The sequence below is a fragment of the Vibrio sp. V31_P5A7T61 genome, assembly GCF_009904895.1.
In the GTDB taxonomy this organism is placed as follows: domain Bacteria; phylum Pseudomonadota; class Gammaproteobacteria; order Enterobacterales; family Vibrionaceae; genus Vibrio; species Vibrio metschnikovii.
In genome coordinates this window covers 117086-134981 of record NZ_WXWI01000012.1, presented here as the reverse complement: position 1 = coordinate 134981, position 17896 = coordinate 117086, and the positions used below count along the sequence as shown (strand labels likewise).

Below are 17896 nucleotides of genomic sequence, written 5' to 3'. Positions count from 1 at the left end.
TTGACGGATGGTACTGCGTTAATCATCTACTGCACGTTGCGCATCTGCTCATCGAGGTTTAATACTGTCAGAGCATTACTGACACTCGTGGCAATAACATCTATCGCTCCAGTGCGTAATGCTCCCAGCAACGCCAGCGGCTTGCTATTTTCAGCCGCAATAGCGATCACTTCAGAGATGGGTCGAAACTCTTCAATCCCTAATCCAATCACTCGATCACTCATCACGGTATTGGCGATTTGCCCATGAATATTAAAGAAATCGTAACCAGCAAAATCGCCAACTACGCCTTGCTGTAAACGAGACTGAACAACTTCATCGGGGGTAAACCAACCGAGATCAACCATATAACTGTTTTCACTCATATCGCCAATCCCTACTAAGGCAATATCGGCTTTACGAGCTAAATCTAAGGTTTGCTTAACCGTCGCATTTTGCATAAAAGCCAATTTTTGCGCACGATTTTCCGCATAAGCCGGAGCGTATAGCGTTTCAGACGTACCACCGTATTTTTTCGCCATTTGGCGACAAATATGATCGGCATTAAACATCCCCCCACGAGGATGAATACCACCAATACTGCATACAAACTTACAATCTCGTGGCGTAATGACGCCGATATGATGGGCAACTGCCGAGACATTTCGTCCTTGTCCGATAGTCACGACCATGCCATTTTTTAACGTGCCGGATAGATAATTTGAAACTAAGCCCGCAACTTGTTGCCTTTGTTGTTCTTCATTCGGTTGATCCAAGGCGACTAGGGCACGTTTTATACCAAAACGTTCAATCAACCGCTGCTCAATTTTCGCGCTAAAAACAGGGTGGTATTTAACGGTGATTTCGACAATACCTTCATCACGCGCCTGCTTGAGCATACGTCCAACTTTCGCTCGTGAGATAGCAAATTTTTTAGATATCTCTTCTTGGGTCGCTCCATCTTGATAATAAGCGACAGAAACTTCCGTTAGTAAATCGGTACTTTCAACAGATATATCTTGATGCAAAGTCGTCATGATGATCTCTTTATTCTGCCAACCCATTGAAGTTGAGAGCCGCAGCGAATAGGTGGATGACAAAAAACATGTGCACGCTGACAATTAACGCTTCAAACAGTAAGGATCGGGCGCGCAAAAAAACGAATATTGAGCATATGCTCATCGTGCTAGGATAAGTGAAGTCCGCCTCCATTTGCAACATTTGTTCATGACAATGACATTTTCTCAGCGTAACAGGTTTCTCTCAATCAACCCTTGTCGTAACTAGCTTCGATTAGGCAAACGTTTCTTTTTCTACCTGCGAAATAAATAACATAAAATTGTTGATTCACATCACCATAAGCCACTAACTATGATTGACTTTCTAACTGGATAAGATAAAGATGGTCACATCATTTACTCAACGAACGAGCAAATGTTCATAACATAAGTTCGGTCGCTGATCATAATTGCGTTAGCTTTTCTGCCATACATTGGCTTGGCCAAAAGAAATAGGATGAACGATATGAGCAACAAATTAGAGCAACTTCGTAAACTGACTACTGTGGTTGCGGATACTGGTGAAATCGATGCCATTAAAAAATACCAACCTGAAGACGCTACCACCAACCCTTCGCTGATCCTAAAAGCTGCCCAAATCGCAGAATACGCGCCACTGATTGATGCTGCTATCGAATACGCAAAATCGCAAAGTTCAGACAAAGCACAACAAATTCAAGATACCTGCGATATGTTAGCGGTAAATATTGGTAAAGAGATCCTGAAAACTATCCCAGGACGCATCTCAACTGAAGTCGATGCTCGTCTCTCTTACGACACCGAAGGCAGTGTCGCCAAAGCTCGCCAACTGATCAAAATGTATAACGATGCTGGGATCAAAAATGATCGCATCCTAATTAAACTGGCTTCAACGTGGGAAGGTATCCGCGCGGCGGAGATTCTTGAGAAAGAAGGCATCAACTGTAACCTAACCCTATTGTTCTCTTTCGCGCAAGCTCGTGCTTGTGCTGAAGCTGGTGTATTCCTCATCTCACCATTTGTTGGCCGTATCATGGACTGGTACAAAGCAAAAGAAGGTCGTGATTTTGCACCGCAAGAAGATCCAGGCGTAGTGTCAGTATCCACAATCTACAACTATTACAAAGAGCACGGCTACAACACAGTAGTGATGGGCGCAAGCTTCCGTAATATCGGTGAGATTTTAGAGCTTGCGGGTTGCGACCGCTTAACGATTGCTCCTTCTCTACTGGCTGAACTTGAAGCTGCAGAAGGTGAAGTGGTTGAGAAATTGGTCGACTCAAAAGGCAGCAAAGCTCGCCCAGCACCAATGACTCACGCTGAATTCCTATGGGAACATAATCAAGATCCAATGGCAGTTGAAAAACTAGCTGAAGGTATCCGTAACTTCGCCGTTGACCAAGGCAAACTGGAAGTCATGATTGCAGCAAAACTGTAATTCGCTCAAGAATTAAAATTTGGGGAACGATTGACGTTCCCCTTTCCTTTCTAAATCTATTATTTGTCGGTAATTATTATGGAACGTAAACAACTCGCTAACGCAATCCGTGCATTGAGCATGGATGGAGTTCAACAAGCCAATTCTGGTCACCCAGGTGCACCAATGGGAATGGCGGATATCGCTGAAGTACTTTGGCGTTCACACCTCAATCACAACCCACAAAACCCACAATGGGCTGACCGTGACCGCTTTGTGCTGTCGAACGGCCATGGTTCAATGCTGATTTACTCACTGTTGCATCTAACTGGTTATGAGCTGTCGATTGACGATTTGAAAAACTTCCGTCAATTGCATTCTAAAACTCCTGGCCATCCAGAGTACGGCTATGCACCTGGCATTGAGACCACCACCGGTCCGCTAGGCCAAGGTATCACCAATGCAGTGGGCATGGCGATGGCTGAAAAAGCACTGGCGGCTCAGTTTAACAAGCCAGGCCATGACATCGTTGACCACTTTACTTACGTATTTATGGGCGACGGCTGTTTGATGGAAGGTATCTCCCATGAAGCCTGTTCATTAGCTGGTACTCTAGGTCTTGGTAAACTGATTGCGTTTTGGGACGACAACGGTATTTCGATTGATGGTCATGTTGAAGGTTGGTTCTCCGATGACACGCCAAAACGTTTTGAAGCTTACGGCTGGCATGTGATCCCAGCGGTTGACGGCCATGATGCACAAGCGATCAACGCAGCGATTGAAGCCGCCAAAGCCGATCCGCGTCCAACTCTGATCTGTACTAAAACCATCATCGGTTTTGGCTCGCCAAATAAATCAGGTTCTCATGATTGTCACGGTGCGCCACTAGGCCACGATGAAATCAAAGCGGCGCGTGAATTCTTGGGTTGGCAATACGCTCCATTTGAAATTCCGGCTGATATTTACGCTCAGTGGGACGCCAAAGAAGCAGGCCAAGCTAAAGAAGCAGCTTGGGATGAGAAGTTTGCGGCTTACGCTGCTGAGTACCCAGCAGAAGCGGCTGAGTTTAAACGCCGCGTTAATGGCGACCTTCCAGCGCAGTGGGAAGAGCAAGCCAATGCTATCATTGCTGAGTTACAAGCTAACCCTGCCAACATTGCGTCACGTAAAGCATCGCAAAATGCCCTTGAAGCGTTCGGTAAATTATTACCAGAATTTATGGGCGGCTCTGCAGACTTAGCGCCGTCGAACCTGACCATGTGGTCTGGCTCAAAATCACTCACCGCTGAAGATTTCTCTGGTAACTACATCCATTACGGTGTGCGTGAATTTGGTATGACAGCGATCATGAATGGTATCGCATTGCACGGTGGCTTTGTCCCTTACGGCGCGACCTTCTTAATGTTTATGGAATACGCCCGTAACGCACTGCGTATGGCGGCGCTGATGAAGATCCAGAACATTCAGGTTTATACTCATGATTCGATTGGTCTCGGTGAAGATGGCCCGACTCACCAACCGGTTGAGCAAGTTGCTTCTCTACGCTTAACACCAAACATGAGCACATGGCGTCCCTGTGACCAAGTGGAATCTGCAGTCGCATGGAAACTGGCGATTGAACGTAAAGATGCGCCATCAGCGTTGATCTTCTCACGTCAAAACCTCGCTCAGCAGCCTCGCACGGCAGTGCAAGTGGCTGATATTGCTAAAGGTGGTTATATCCTTAAAGATTGCGCTGGCAAACCAGAGCTTATCTTGATTGCAACCGGTTCTGAAGTGGAGCTCGCGGTGAGTGCGGCGGCTGAACTTGAAGCGCAAGGTAAGCACGTTCGCGTGGTTTCAATGCCATCGACCGATGCCTTTGATAAGCAAGATGCCGCTTACCGTGAAGCAGTATTACCTGCAGACGTGACCAAGCGTATCGCGATTGAAGCAGGCATTGCTGATTTCTGGTACAAGTACGTTGGTTTTGGTGGCAAGATCATCGGTATGACGACCTTTGGTGAATCGGCACCAGCGGATCAGTTATTCAAGATGTTTGGCTTTACAACTGAAAATGTGGTGAAAACTGCTAACGAACTATTGGCTTAATCGTTAACCGAAAGCTGATAAACAAAATCCCGCCAAGGCGGGATTTTGTTATTTAAAGATTAATTATAAACAGCCCGTTTTATTCCAACGACATACCGGAGGCTCCGCATTAACCAGACAATCATTACTGCGACAGATCGCCGCTCCGAGTGGCCAATCGGCGTCTTTTTTTACTGGTGCATCATTGGGTACGCCTAATGCTTGCAGGTATTTGGGTAGATAAGCGACACGAAAACACGAGGTTTCCGGTTTATGGCAAGCACCGCTATTGATACAACACTGCTGCTCATCATTCGTTTGACGATGCTTAAACGCTCCCGTCAAATACCATTCAACTTGCCTACCTTGTTCGGTGGGGATTTTTCGATACTGGGCTTGTTGCTGATACTGATAGTTATAAGGATCTAAAATACCGCCTGACTGAGTCAATTTCAGCGTCTCTTGACACGCTGATAACTGCCAATTTTTTTGACGACTGCCTATACCATGTTGGCAACTTTCAGCAACGCCCAATACTTTCGCCGCCTCATCTTGCCCCAAGCCTAAAAATGAGTAGCTGTACATGGGTAAATCTTGATTCCCTACTTTGACACGACGTAATGCATCATTAGGTTCGCAATCGGGGCATGGGAAAGTAATCTGGCTGGAAGCTCCGCCCATTTCTACAATACCAAATTGCGTATTTTGCACTTCATCGTGTACCGCTAACCAAGCGTATAATCCCTCTTCATAGCCGGAAAGGGTTTTCGTCACCACGTCAACCGAATCAGGCAATTGCTGGCGTAAAGCTTGATTCAGCGCTTGCCACATTTGTTGACTTTGTTGTGGATTATTTTGCTCAGCAATGCGCATGCCTGCCGTGGCATACACCATCACCGACTGCAGTTCACAGGCCGTTTGCCAGTTAAAGGCTCGCCATGCTGGCTTGCCCTTATTATTGCGCGGCCCCTCTGTCTTTATCTGTTGTAATGTATCAGCCAACTGAGTGACCACTAGTGGAATATCCTGCGCGGTTTTCCCTCTATTCTGGCGAATAGGATCGGCTAAAGCCTCCATCTTAGGACCTTTATGAACTTTCCATTGGTCTGAACGCTGCTCATAGACATACATTCGCGTACCACTACTGCCCGCATCATAAATAATATGACATGGGTTCTTGTCACTGGCGAAGGCACTCGTTGCTGACAACAACGAAATAAGTAAACTGCTGCCGACTATCATGCGCTTAGACAGTAACGTCATACCTTGTTTTCTACTTTGATACATTGTTTATTTCTCTTCAAACCTTTTCGCAAGTTGATGAAAATCATCAACTTTATGATTCATTTCAATGCTATATTCTTCAACTTTATGGGTTGCAGCAAGATTTTGGGTAGCGGCAGAGGCAATCGAGTGAATATGTTGATTGACTTGATGAGTGATATCACGTTGCGACTGCGCCGCTTTCGCCATATCCGCCACCGTATCGTGCATTTCTAGTAATAAACTTTCAACTTGTTGTAAACGAGAAGCACTTTGCTCAGCAACCTCGCCACAAGCTTGGGTTTGCTGCTGACTTTGATGAATTTCTTTTTGCCATCCATCAATCGCTTGCAACATCGCATTGATACTCGCTTGGATCTGCTCGGTGGCTTTTTGCGTACGTCCCGATAATGCACGGACTTCATCAGCAACCACAGCAAAACCACGTCCTTGCTCACCGGCTCGCGCCGCTTCAATCGCCGCATTCAACGCTAACAGATTGGTTTGATCAGCAATTCCGCCGATTTCTCCCATCAATTGACTCACTCGCTGAGCTTGATCGCTCAAAGCATAAGTGGTTTGAGTCGCTCTTTCTGCTTGCTCGTTGAGCTGTAATAAATTTTTCTGAGTCAGATCAATGCTCTGTCTGCTTTGAGCACACTCCACACGAGCCTGATCAATTAACGCATAGGAGACTTGGGTATTGTCAGATACAGCATTGGCAGCGGCTTCGACCTCATCGGTAGCTTGCATTACCCAACGAATATCTTTTTCTTGCTGGGTTAAGGCTTGTGCTACTTCCGTACTGGTTTTATGTAAGGTATTGGCCATAACTTGTAATGGTTTCGCCGAATCCATCATCCGGCCTAATACCGTTCGAATCCGTGCAGACGCCATTTTTAAATGATAATCAGCAATTGAAAACTGACTATTACCTGAGTAAATCAATCGACTAACGCTGTCGTATTGTTGGCGTAGTTGAGCGAGCTGACGCGGCGTATCAATCAGTTCTTGACGAAAAAACAAGCCCAGTGAAAGAGCAGGGAAAATACTTGCCAAAAGCTGAGTGCTCTGATCACCCCACAAATAAGCTGCAATCGGAGCACTCAATGAACCAAGTAATATCGCATAACGAACGGAATCCGCGATTGTCAGTGAAAATTTACGACCAGAGCGTTCAGCTTGACGCAGCCCTTGGTAGGCTTTGTTAGCAATATCAACCCAACGGCGTTCAGGCTTGACTCGTACTGATTGATAACCAGCTATTTTTCCGTTTTCATAAATAGGCGTCACATAGGCATCCACCCAGTAATAGCCATTATCTTTGGTTTTATTTTTGACAATTCCACGCCAAGCATGGCCTTGTTTGAGGCGCTTCCACATATCAGCAAACGCCGCTTTAGGCATATCATCATGGCGTACAATGTTATGATTTTGTCCTAATAGCTCTTGTTCGGTAAATCCGGCAATACGACAAAAGGTTTCATTACAATAGGTGATCACACCTTTTAAATCGGTGGTTGAAACCAGTTGATCGTGTTGGCTAACGGGAACTTCTTTTGTTGAGGAAAACTGACGGCCTGACATAATTTCGTAACCTATGATTGGTTTTGTGGCGACTGTATACACAAAATAGAGAAATGTTTCAAAGTATTGTCTCATTTTAGTTGCACAAGCGTGAAAACTATCAATCTACGCTTAAATGAACCGTAAAAACTATTCAGTCAGTCACATTTAACCGTATTCATCATCACTTACTGACTATCCATAATCATCAGCAATTCAACACGACGATTACAAGCTCTGCCTTGAGGCGTTTGATTGGTACAAGCAGGAGTATGCTCGCCATAACCACGGGTATAAATGGCGGCTAGTGATACTTGTTGTTCAAGTAAAATATTTTTCACCATATCCGCTCGGCGCATTGAAAGACCGTCGTTAAATCGCTCAGTGCCGGTATTATCGGTGTGCCCTTCAATCACAATATCAATCTGTGGCGTATTCGCTAAATAGCGTCCGAGTTGGGCGAGCCATTGTACTGATGCACTTGGCACCACCGCCGATCCAGTTTGAAACTGCACTGCACGTTTGAGTTTGACCATCGTATGATCGCCAGGGATCAGTTCATAATCTAAGCCATTGGCGGACAGGAAGCTTTCTAAACTACTATCGGAGAGGGTTTTCATCGGTTGATGCGTAGCAGGCATAGACTCGGGTTTTGCGGCCATAAGTGAAGCAGGAGCCAAACGCCAGTCAGGATAACGAACCTCGGCATCATTTTTCGGTGCGGTGTCTAATAAATTGCTTTTGAACATTTTATCAGTCGCCAGAGAGCCACACCCCGATAAAAACAGTAGCAGTGATAGTATGAAGACTTTCATCCGTTGGGTTCCCATTTTTTAGTATCACCTTGGTTATCGGCCGCCAGCGCAAAACTTTATGATGTATTGCTAACAATTTGCTCTTCTGCTGTTTGCCTCACAAACAGAACTGGTTAGACTGAGCTCTCTTTATGATTTTAATTTGGTTGATTATGAAAAAAAATTTTATTCGCTTTTGTGGGCTTATCATTAGCGTAGTGTTGATTCTTGGTTGTAGCGAGCCAACAGGCCCTAAGCAAGGTGTTCATTACCAGAAATTATCTAACCCTCTGAGCTCCCCTTCTCTTGCGCCGATCACCGAAGTGTTTGCTCTCACTTGTACTCACTGCCGAACCATGGAAACGTTTTTGCCTGAACTCGAACAGCTCACTGGGCAACGCTTCGGCAAACTGCATGTTACTTTTAATCAAGGCGCTCAACTGGGCGCGATGATTTATTACAGTGCAGTGATGCAGTTGGATGACATCCCTGATCACGATATGATGGATGACCTATTTGCTGCCGTACAAATGCCTGAAGGCACCACGCCAGCAGAGCGTAAAGCCGCCATTGATCATGCCTTTCATAGCCGACATATCATTAGTCCCTATGATTTTAATGAGATGCAGCAACAACAGCTAATGACAATGCTCGCTTCTGCAGAGCAAATGTCGACACAATCGCAAATTAATGCGGTCCCCACTTTTATTGTTAACGGTAAATACCTGCTGTTAACTAGCGGTCATAGTGACCTAGCCAATATGGCAGAAACGCTGACTTATTTACTTAAACAACCTTAATAAAGTATCTGTATTATGAATAAAATATTGATTGTTCTCGTTCTCTTATTAGCCGTGTTTTTTATCTATCGAAGCTGGAATAACAGTAAGATAGCGGAACAAAATCATGCGGTAGGAGAGCGCTTTTTACAAGAAAACCGCCAACAACATGACGTCATTGAAACTGAAAGTGGCCTACAGTACCAACTCTTACAAGCGGGTACTGGTGAAACTCATCCTAGCCCAACCAGCCGAGTAAAAGTGCATTATGAAGGCCGTTTTCTTGATGGCAGCGTCTTTGATAGCTCCATTAAACGTAATGAGCCCATTGTGTTTGGCTTAAATCAAGTCATTAAAGGTTGGCAAGAAGGTGTGCAATTGATGGTGGAAGGACAAAAAATGCGCTTTTTTATTCCTAGCCATTTGGCTTACGGCAAAAATGGTGCGGGCCCCATTCCTCCTGCAGCAACGTTGATTTTTGATGTTGAACTGATTGAAATCCAATAACTCAGCTTAGCCTTGGTATAACCGTCAACAAGAGTCATTGTGAATAAAACTCATCATAATGACTCTTATCTGACCGTATCTAACCGACTGATTACCCCTTTCCCATCTTAAGCGGTTACCGTTAACACTCGATTAACTGGATAAAAAACTAACCCCGCAGCGGTCACTAATACACAATCCATTCCGCCTGCATGCGCCGCTTGCATACCAAGTTCAGTATCTTCAAATACCACGCACTGTTTAGGTGTTAACTCAAGCAGCTGGCAAGCACGTAAAAATGTTTCAGGATGAGGTTTATGATGTTCCACATCCGTTGCCGTGACTAAAGCATCAAGTTTATCGAGTACCTCAACCTGAGCTAATAAGTTTTCCGCTGATCCTCTCTGACTGCCTGTGCCTATCGCGATTTTCTTTTTACCTAGCTGAGCACAAAAAATGTCATACGTCGCAGAAATCAAACCTCCCTTATCGGCCAATTGTGCAAAGGTATGCATTTTATGGTCAGCGACCTGCTGAGCATTCAGATCCAAGTCGAATCGTCGATTGATCTCACTGACAATCTTAAAACTCGGCATGCCTCCCATGCTATGTAGCCATTTTCCATCAAAGGGAAAATTAAAATGGTCTGCGGTCGCTTGCCACGCTTGAAGATGCGCTGGCATCGTATCGATCAAAGTACCATCCATATCAAAAATCAGCCCATCATATTGGCTTAAGTTAAGTGTCATCTATACCTCCAAAGGATCAAGCCGTCACTGTTTACGCTACTTGATATAACCGAAGACAGCAAGTGAATGGTTAATCAGCGATTGAGTCCGTCGGTGATGTTCGGATCACACTTTGTAGCAAAACCCTTTTGACTTACAACTGTACGCTGATATTCTAGTGCACAGTTGTAAGCTAAAGGGCATTTTTATATGGTTAATAAACCACCATTGATCTGGCTTAATGTCATGATTTTTTCACTCAGCTTTGGTCTGGCGGCATTCGTTGCCCCTTGGTATGGCTGGCAATTTGGCTATAGCTGGGAACATCTTTTCTGGCTAGTGGTTTGCTTTTCATTTTGTAATTTATCCATTACCGTCGGCTACCATCGTCTATGGTCACATAAAGCTTTCGAAGCCCATTGGTTAGTGCGCTTACTGTGTGCGTTAGGCGGTGCATTTGCTCTACAAAATAGTGCTCTACACTGGGCATCGGATCACCGAGTCCACCACAAATTTGTCGACCAAAACGATAAAGATCCCTATTCCGCCAAGCGTGGATTTTGGTATTCGCACATCGGCTGGATGCTGCGCCACTATAATCAAGCCACTTACGCTGATTACACGAATTGTCGTGATCTACAAAAAGATAAAATTGTCATGTGGCAACACAAATACTATCTACCACTGGCAGTTACGATGAATATAGGTGTACCGTTACTGCTCGGTTGGTGGTATCAAGATATCATCGGTATGTTACTGGTTATCGGCGCGGTCAGATTAGTGCTTAATCATCACACCACTTTTTTTATCAATTCACTGGCCCACATTTGGGGTAAGCAGCCCTATACCGATAAAAATACCGCACGTGATAACGGAATTTTGGCTTTCTTTACCTTTGGTGAGGGCTACCATAATTATCACCATATTTTTGAAAACGATTACCGTAATGGAATTCAGTGGTGGCACTATGACCCAACCAAATGGGTAATCAAAATATGTTCCTGGTTAGGATTAGCCAAAAAATTACGCGTCGCGCCGGCACTGAAAATTGAAACTGCACGGGCAGAAATGCGTTTAAAGTATGCGAAAAAAATCCTCAGTCAACAGTTGCAACATCAGCGGATCTTTACTCATATTCAACAAGAATTTGATGGCTTTGTTGAAACACTTCACGATTATTACGATCTGAAAAAACAGTTGTTAGAAAGCAAAGCCAATTCAGCGATACAGAGTTATGAACGCTCGATCCTCACAACACGCTATCGACAAGTAAAGATGCGTCTACAAGAGAAAAAGCAACGTTGGCAGCTATTAACCAAGCCGTATGCTTATTAAGCTATACCCAAACGACTTGGCGTTGCAGGTAGGCGGCAAGTGAGTGAATCCCCATGAGCATAGGCAAACGATGTGATTGGGGTGAACGAGCGTAGCCAACACCGCTGCAGATTCAAGTAGGAAGGGTATATTCATAATCTCTTCAAACGGGTGATACTAACTGCCGAATGAACATAATGATTGAATGTTCATTCGGCGAAAACTCCCCGCATGGTCATATCACTCACCACCAAAATACACACCAGAACAATCAGCAAACATTATTAATTTAACACGCCAATAACCAATAAAAATCAATACAATAACGTATTTATACGGATTTTTATTCTGCCAATATTTTCATTTGTTTTAGATCATACTAGTAGCAACTTAAGCTCGTGCTATTGCCAAGTTTTCAGTAAATTCTCCAGTTACAAAAAGCCATAATTTGTTACATGGGTGAAGCCCATTTTACTGGAGAAGACTATGCTTGAACTGCTGATTGGCGCAATCGTCACCATTGCGGTCGGTTATTTTATCGTTAAGGGCTATAAACCAGCGGGGGTACTATTAACCGCCGGAATAGCCTTATTATTAATGACTGGGATATTAGGCTACGCGATTTTACCCGCATCAATTACACCAACCGGTAACTTGATTACCGATTCAATGGAATATGTGAAGTTTACCCTACAAAACCGTGGTGGCGGTTTAGGTATGCAAATCATGTTATTGTGCGGTTTTGCCGCTTATATGACCCACATCGGGGCAAATAACGTAGTGGTTAAACAGTTTTCTAAGCCACTTTCTGTTATTCGCTCGCCTTATGTCTTACTGGTTGCAGCTTACATTGTCGCTTGCTTAATGTCCCTTGCGGTAAGCTCTGCAACAGGCCTAGGCGTGCTACTGATGGCAACTCTCTTCCCTATGATGACGGCGATGGGTATTTCTCGCCCTGCTGCAGTAGCGGTGTGCGCTTCTCCAGCCGCCATTATTTTATCCCCTACTTCTGGCGATGTGGTGATCGCGGCAGAAAAGTCTGGGCTAGCTTTGCATGTCTTTGCGGTAGAAACCGTTCTTCCTGTTTCCATTTGTGCGATCATCGTGATGGCAATCGCTACCTTCTTCTGGAATAAATACCTTGATAAGCGCGATAACACCCCAATGGAGCGCGTAGACGTTTCTGCGATTGAAGTGAAAGCGCCAGCCTATTACGCGATTCTGCCTTTCTTACCAATTATTGGCGTTTTCCTATTTAATGGAGAAACCATCCCCGGCTTATCGTTGGATATTTACACCATTGTTGTCGTATCGATTTTTGCTGGTGCGGTGATTGATTTCATCACTAAACGCTTTGATGGTAAGAAAACACTCGAAGATCTGGAATCTTGCTATGAAGGTATGGCAGAGGCATTTAAAGGCGTGGTGATGCTGTTGGTTGCGGCAGGGGTTTTTGCTCAAGGACTGATGTCGATTGGTGCGATTGATAACCTACTTGGATTAGCCGAAACCGCTGGCGCTGGTGGTTTAGCATTGATGCTAATTTTAACCATTTTAACCATGGCTGCGGCTATCGCCACAGGCTCGGGTAATGCTCCGTTTTATGCATTTGTGGAACTTGCCCCAGCACTAGCCGCGAAAATGGGCGTTAACCCAGCGTTTTTAATTATTCCGATGTTACAAGCTTCAAATCTAGGCCGTACCGTTTCTCCGGTATCAGGGGTCGTCGTTGCCACCGCAGGTATGGCGCATATCAGTCCTTTTGAAGTCGTTAAACGTACTTCTGTTCCTGTTTTGGCAGGTCTTATCACCGTGATTATCGGTACTATGGTATTGGTACCAATGATGGCTTAGTGTCACTGCTGCATTTCATTAACAGATTTAAAAATAAGGCGCATTACTGCGCCTTATTTTTGAATTATGGTTTTTGAGTTATGGGTTAAAAGCTGAATCTTATTGACGCAAGACTCTTGCTTGAGCACTAAACACCATCACAATCGCGCATAACATCATCGCAAACACCACAGCAGGGCCAATCGGCCAATCCCAATAAAGAGAAGCTGCAAATCCAGCCATCATCGCGATATAACCTATTGCTAAGCCAGCAGCGGTTTTACGTTGCCAAGGTAAATAGCATACCGCCAACGCTGGTATAATTAACGAGGCAAACTCTAAGTACACCCCTAAGTTAATCACGAGCGGTGGGATGGCAACAGCGAATAGAAAATAAAACGCCTTACCTTGTAACCAACAGGAGCGATAACGCACAACGATTAATATCGCGAGAGCAATAACCAATACGGGAATCACGTCTTGCCATTGAGACCACAATAAGCGACCGTTTAGTAAACTCTCTATGCTTTCTTTACCATGCGGCTGCTGAGCAATCAATAACATTGCTGCGCAAGCAGCCAACACATAAAAGAGTCCAATGAAGGCTTCCAAATGGGTTTTGATTCGCCCCTCAAAAAAACACAACAACCCCGCCATACTAAAGGTGACTAAGCTGGCAGCCAACATTTTCCACCATAAGGAACTGCTGTATTGCGGCCACCATAACTCCATCGCTAACATACCGACCGCCGCCATTTGCGCCATCGCTAGGTCAATAAATATCACCCCTCGCTCTAGCACCTGCCTACCCAAAATCCAGTTGATCCATAAAGAGATAAAACCAATCAACAATGGGGCTAACATCCATCCGTAAGCACTCATTATTGCTCCTTAACTAGACTCAATAAGCGCTCAATAGAATCATCGACCAGTGCAACTAATGATGAGGTATTCGGCTGTCCACCAACACTTTGCGCCAGTTCCACCACCGGCACATTGGTACGCGATGCTAACCAATAAGCCGCATCTTTAGGCTGGTGAGAGGCATAAACAATACCGGATAAACTCGACCAATCTTGCTGTGCTAAGCGATTTAAATGACCAGCCGTTGGCGGAATACCAGGTTTTGGTTCTAAATCCGCGACTTGTTCCATGCTCAGCCAATCAAATAAATAGGCGAATGTGCTGTGATACCCCGCCACTTCCATCCCATGTAGAGGGACAGCTCGCGCTTGCCACTCTTGCATTTTTTTATGCCATTGCCAGCGAAAGCGCGCGCCATTGGCTTTAAACTTCGGGGCATCTTCGGGGGCTAGCAATGCCAGACGATCACTCAATGCGCGTGACACAGCAATCATATCACCAATCGCAAACTGAACGTGGGGGTTTCCATGGGCATGAACATCGCCCATGGAGCGATCAACGTGATCATGCTCATCCAATAAACGCACATAATCACTGACCCAAAACAAACCAGGCTGGCCATTTTGTACTTGACGATTACGGCTCTGCCTCTGCAGCTCAGGCAGCCAACCAATTTCCAGTTCAGCGCCGGAGCAAACCACCAAATCGGCATTGCGCATGCGCGCAATCAGTGAAGGGCGAGCTTGTACATAATGAGGATCTTGCAATGCCGTAGTGGCTGAAAAAACTTGTGCCTGCGGCGCATGAGCATGGACTAAGTCAGCCCAATCGGGCTGACAAACAAACACATTTAAGCTGGCCATCGCTGGCATACTGACACAAGCGAATAGACTCAATAATTTAAAACGCATGAGCATGGTGCGCTCCAAAAGACATGACATACTGTAAGCTAAAGAGGGTTTGATCGCCCTGAGTATGATTTTCATGGGTAATTTGTCCACGTACCCGACCAAAATGAGACGCGTGCCAATCTAATGCCAGATCCCACTCTTTCAAATCATCACGACTGAATTCACCATGGAAATGATCATCATGCGCATGGACATCGCCATTCACGGTGCGCATTTCTCCATAACGTGTACTCACTGTCCAAGTCGGATTAAATTGATAAGCCACCTCCGCGTACCAACCATTGGCACTTTGTTTGGCGCCCGGAGCCGTCGCCATTTGTGTATCAAAGCGATTGTCCAAATACCAAAACTCTGTTGTCGCTCTAACGTTACGTTGACGATAATTACCTTCCGGAGCCCATTTCCACGTGAAATCGGTACCGTATAAATTACGACCCGTTAATGATGGCCCATGAGAATGACCCGCATGATCGTGGTCATGATCATGGTCGTGGCTGTGATCATGTGCGCCTGAAAACTGACGGCCATTACCGTTGTACAGCGAACTTATTCCCCAACGCCAGCTGTGCTCAACACCAAGATCAGCACCCACTTGAAGATTGGCCGTGTACACACCGATAGTCGCGGGTTTATCATAACCAGCATCTAATGGCTTACCAGCGAGAGCTTCAATACTGGCTTGCAGATAAAAATCGGTTGGTAGTAACCATGTCATTTGCACACCATCATCAAAATAATGGCCGCCGAGTAAGGCGCGATATACTGCCGGACGTTCAACAAACGCATCTTCATGCATGTGTTTACTATTTAAATAACCAATATTGGATAATAGGCGTCCCGCTTTAAGCTTTAAGCCAAGCGGTAAACCCATGGTTTCTATCCACGCTTCTTCTAGCTCTAACTCGGTATTAGAACCATGGCTATCTAATACCGCCACCAACTGACCTTTAAAGTTATGGTCGATGTTACTGCTTAGCATCAGTTCAGAATGACCAAGCCCAAATCCCTTGTCACGACTTCCCCAATGGCGATTTTCGCTCTGATAAGCACCATCCAAAACAACACCAATATCAACCTGTGGGGATGCTAAGCTGTGTCCGCTCAAGCCCATTACACCAAACCCAAGCATCGCTATGACTGATTTATTCACCGAGTTTCTCCTATAAATATACACAATGATTATTGATTACCTATTGATGGCAACGAATGTTATGTTATAACATATCAACAATCAACTACTACTACGGTACTTAAGGAAAAATCCATGTTATCTCTATCTCATCGTCAAGCCCCTCGGCTGGCGGCACTGTCACTCAGCGTATTATTGCTATTAGGTTGTCAAGAAGGTGAAAATAACACTACCAATAACGAAGACTCCGATCATCACCACTCGATTATTACTTCTCGGCTGCTGATTTCAGAACACAATAGCCAAACACTACACCTGTTTGATAGCCAAGCTTGGCGTCAGCGCACCCAATTTACTTTGCAACAAACACCCTCAGGGCTGAAAACCAGTCCAAAGGGGCGATACGCTCTAGCTCTGCAACGAAATTTTGATCAAGTCGAAGTGATTGATAGTGGTATTGTCGCCGAACAACATGGCGATCATTATCATTTGCACAATCATAGTCCGAGATTATTGTCTGATCGCTATCAGGGAGTAAAGCCAACCCACTATGACGCCACACAAGATCAAGTCGCACTGTTTTTTGATGGTGATAGCGTAAATAGCGCAAACGCGCAGTTTCGCGTGTTAGATGAGCAATCGATAGGTCAAGTCTCTACTGTCGCCTCTCACTCCTTTGATCATGCTCAACATGGTACTGCTCAATTGCTGGGTGATTTCGCTTTTACTGGGATTAAAGATCAAAGCACCACTAGCTTGCCGGATAAGGTGATTGCTTTGCAAAGGCACAATGATCATTTTCATCAACTTCATAGTTTCCCCGCTCAAGACTGCCCCGCTTTACATGGCAGCGCGCAAACGACAAATTCCGTAGCGTTTGCGTGTTTAGAGCACGTTCTTGTCATCAATATACAGGGGGAAACAATAACGTCACAAACCATCAGTAACCCAACGTTTGACAACGGTACTCGCTTTGGTACGTTATTCGGCTATCCAGCTAGTAATGCGCTGCTTGCGGTGGCGAATAACCAGCAATTCTTTAGTTTGAAAAATGGTCATTTTCAGGAAATCAACTGGAAAACTGAGCAAACACAACGCACCCTCGCCTATTTAACCACTGAGGATTACTTATTCATCATTACGCCACAAGCACGGTTGATCGCTTATCATGCAGCGGATGATTTTGCTCAGCAATTCAGTTTATCGCTCTGGGACAATGCACCAACATTAGCAGAAGGCCAACGGATCCAAATGGCCTTCGATCCAAGAAATCAACAGTTATTCATCACCAATCCGGCAGATCAAACGGTGCTGCAACTCAGCGTGACTGAGTCACGGATTGTACAGCGTCACCAATTAGGCTTTATCCCTCAGTTTATTACTTGGTTAGGCACCACTGAGCACGAGCATCATCACTAAACCTCTCTTTGCAGCCCATCGTTTCGCTGGGCTGCAATACAGTCATTCGCCCCACTAATTGTTTAATATTTAATCTCATTCGGCATTTTAATGTGATTAGTGTCATATTTTTTTGGCTTAATCGTTCACTTGATGCTAGAATCCGCGCCAATTAAGTAGTCAGAAAATTCTTACACACTGGCTATTGCTAGGGATAACTTACCCACAGTACTTGAAGTGGCTCGCTATATAGCAAGTAAATGTATGCTTGATACACAAAGAGAGGCTTTGTGATGAAAAGAATGCAATACCGCTATCTTCCAGCAGC

At 45.0% G+C, this 17896-nt stretch carries 15 protein-coding genes; 7 read left to right on the top strand and 8 right to left on the bottom strand.

The window, feature by feature from the left end; genetic code table 11:
• Nucleotides 1-26 precede the first annotated feature (26 nt).
• Nucleotides 27-1016, bottom strand: coding sequence for a sugar-binding transcriptional regulator (locus tag CAG58_RS01690; RefSeq protein ID WP_004396638.1), 990 nt, complete (start codon nt 1014-1016; stop codon nt 27-29).
• A 487-nt stretch (nt 1017-1503) separates the two neighbouring features.
• Between CAG58_RS01690 and tal the strand changes: the two genes are divergently transcribed.
• Nucleotides 1504-2454 (top strand): transaldolase, encoded by a 951-nt coding sequence (tal, locus tag CAG58_RS01685; RefSeq protein WP_161426644.1) that lies wholly within the window; start codon nt 1504-1506, stop codon nt 2452-2454.
• Nucleotides 2455-2529: 75 nt separating this feature from the next.
• Entirely contained in the window at nt 2530-4524 is a 1995-nt protein-coding gene (tkt, locus tag CAG58_RS01680; protein WP_337247279.1) for a transketolase, read from the top strand.
• A 63-nt stretch (nt 4525-4587) separates the two neighbouring features.
• Here the strand turns inward: tkt and CAG58_RS01675 are convergent, their stop codons facing one another.
• The 3 genes from CAG58_RS01675 to CAG58_RS01665 form a co-directional block, all read right to left on the bottom strand.
• A complete protein-coding gene (locus tag CAG58_RS01675) occupies nt 4588-5790 on the bottom strand; it encodes a nucleoside phosphatase (RefSeq protein ID WP_161425572.1) in 1203 nt (400 codons plus the stop codon).
• A gap of 3 nt (nt 5791-5793) precedes the next feature.
• Nucleotides 5794-7353 carry a methyl-accepting chemotaxis protein gene (locus CAG58_RS01670; RefSeq protein ID WP_161425571.1) on the bottom strand — a complete coding sequence of 520 codons (1560 nt, stop codon included), beginning with the start codon at nt 7351-7353 and terminating at the stop codon, nt 5794-5796.
• 167 nt (nt 7354-7520) lie between these two features.
• Nucleotides 7521-8147 carry an OmpA family protein gene (locus CAG58_RS01665; RefSeq protein WP_161425570.1) on the bottom strand — a complete coding sequence of 209 codons (627 nt, stop codon included), beginning with the start codon at nt 8145-8147 and terminating at the stop codon, nt 7521-7523.
• A 152-nt stretch (nt 8148-8299) separates the two neighbouring features.
• Between CAG58_RS01665 and CAG58_RS01660 the strand changes: the two genes are divergently transcribed.
• The gene (locus CAG58_RS01660; RefSeq protein WP_154171180.1) at nt 8300-8926 is read left to right on the top strand and encodes a thiol:disulfide interchange protein DsbA/DsbL; all 627 of its coding nucleotides are present in this window, start codon (nt 8300-8302) and stop codon (nt 8924-8926) included.
• 15 nt (nt 8927-8941) lie between these two features.
• Nucleotides 8942-9412: an FKBP-type peptidyl-prolyl cis-trans isomerase gene (locus tag CAG58_RS01655; RefSeq protein WP_161425052.1), complete on the top strand. Its 471-nt coding sequence runs from the start codon at nt 8942-8944 to the stop codon at nt 9410-9412.
• Nucleotides 9413-9519: 107 nt separating this feature from the next.
• On the opposite strand, the gene CAG58_RS01650 is transcribed toward CAG58_RS01655, so the two are convergent.
• Entirely contained in the window at nt 9520-10140 is a 621-nt protein-coding gene (locus tag CAG58_RS01650) for a beta-phosphoglucomutase family hydrolase (RefSeq protein WP_158137257.1), read from the bottom strand.
• Nucleotides 10141-10329: 189 nt separating this feature from the next.
• Here CAG58_RS01650 and CAG58_RS01645 point away from each other — a divergent pair, with 189 nt between their 5' ends.
• On the top strand, nt 10330-11454 hold the full coding sequence (locus CAG58_RS01645; protein ID WP_161425053.1) for an acyl-CoA desaturase: 1125 nt from the start codon (nt 10330-10332) through the stop codon (nt 11452-11454).
• Between the two features lie 465 nt (nt 11455-11919).
• Entirely contained in the window at nt 11920-13287 is a 1368-nt protein-coding gene (dcuC, locus tag CAG58_RS01640) for an anaerobic C4-dicarboxylate transporter DcuC (RefSeq protein WP_154171184.1), read from the top strand.
• Nucleotides 13288-13386: 99 nt separating this feature from the next.
• Here the strand turns inward: dcuC and CAG58_RS01635 are convergent, their stop codons facing one another.
• From CAG58_RS01635 to CAG58_RS01625, 3 genes are read right to left on the bottom strand one after another with little or no spacing between them, the layout of a single operon-like run.
• Nucleotides 13387-14148 (bottom strand): zinc ABC transporter permease, encoded by a 762-nt coding sequence (locus tag CAG58_RS01635; protein WP_161425054.1) that lies wholly within the window; start codon nt 14146-14148, stop codon nt 13387-13389.
• Nucleotides 14148-15047 (bottom strand): metal ABC transporter solute-binding protein, Zn/Mn family, encoded by a 900-nt coding sequence (locus CAG58_RS01630; protein ID WP_158145385.1) that lies wholly within the window; start codon nt 15045-15047, stop codon nt 14148-14150. Before CAG58_RS01630 ends, CAG58_RS01635 begins: the two co-directional genes overlap by 1 nt.
• Nucleotides 15031-16170, bottom strand: a complete 1140-nt coding sequence (locus CAG58_RS01625; RefSeq protein WP_202598169.1) for a TonB-dependent receptor — start codon at nt 16168-16170, stop codon at nt 15031-15033. The genes CAG58_RS01630 and CAG58_RS01625 overlap by 17 nt, the downstream gene beginning before the upstream one ends.
• A gap of 135 nt (nt 16171-16305) precedes the next feature.
• Between CAG58_RS01625 and CAG58_RS01620 the strand changes: the two genes are divergently transcribed.
• Nucleotides 16306-17589 carry a hypothetical protein gene (locus CAG58_RS01620; protein ID WP_161425056.1) on the top strand — a complete coding sequence of 428 codons (1284 nt, stop codon included), beginning with the start codon at nt 16306-16308 and terminating at the stop codon, nt 17587-17589.
• The last annotated feature ends 307 nt before the right edge of the window (nt 17590-17896 follow it).

Coding starts and splice junctions, on each gene's coding strand:
- CAG58_RS01675 (WP_161425572.1), bottom strand. CDS start 5,790: ATGTATCAAAGTAGAAAACAAGGTATGACGTTACTGTCTAAGCGCATG.
- CAG58_RS01645 (WP_161425053.1), top strand. CDS start 10,330: ATGGTTAATAAACCACCATTGATCTGGCTTAATGTCATGATTTTTTCA.
- CAG58_RS01655 (WP_161425052.1), top strand. CDS start 8,942: ATGAATAAAATATTGATTGTTCTCGTTCTCTTATTAGCCGTGTTTTTT.
- tal (WP_161426644.1), top strand. CDS start 1,504: ATGAGCAACAAATTAGAGCAACTTCGTAAACTGACTACTGTGGTTGCG.
- CAG58_RS01630 (WP_158145385.1), bottom strand. CDS start 15,047: ATGCTCATGCGTTTTAAATTATTGAGTCTATTCGCTTGTGTCAGTATG.
- CAG58_RS01635 (WP_161425054.1), bottom strand. CDS start 14,148: ATGAGTGCTTACGGATGGATGTTAGCCCCATTGTTGATTGGTTTTATC.
- CAG58_RS01670 (WP_161425571.1), bottom strand. CDS start 7,353: ATGTCAGGCCGTCAGTTTTCCTCAACAAAAGAAGTTCCCGTTAGCCAA.
- CAG58_RS01620 (WP_161425056.1), top strand. CDS start 16,306: ATGTTATCTCTATCTCATCGTCAAGCCCCTCGGCTGGCGGCACTGTCA.
- dcuC (WP_154171184.1), top strand. CDS start 11,920: ATGCTTGAACTGCTGATTGGCGCAATCGTCACCATTGCGGTCGGTTAT.
- CAG58_RS01665 (WP_161425570.1), bottom strand. CDS start 8,147: ATGAAAGTCTTCATACTATCACTGCTACTGTTTTTATCGGGGTGTGGC.
- CAG58_RS01625 (WP_202598169.1), bottom strand. CDS start 16,170: ATGCTTGGGTTTGGTGTAATGGGCTTGAGCGGACACAGCTTAGCATCC.
- CAG58_RS01660 (WP_154171180.1), top strand. CDS start 8,300: ATGAAAAAAAATTTTATTCGCTTTTGTGGGCTTATCATTAGCGTAGTG.
- CAG58_RS01690 (WP_004396638.1), bottom strand. CDS start 1,016: ATGACGACTTTGCATCAAGATATATCTGTTGAAAGTACCGATTTACTA.
- CAG58_RS01650 (WP_158137257.1), bottom strand. CDS start 10,140: ATGACACTTAACTTAAGCCAATATGATGGGCTGATTTTTGATATGGAT.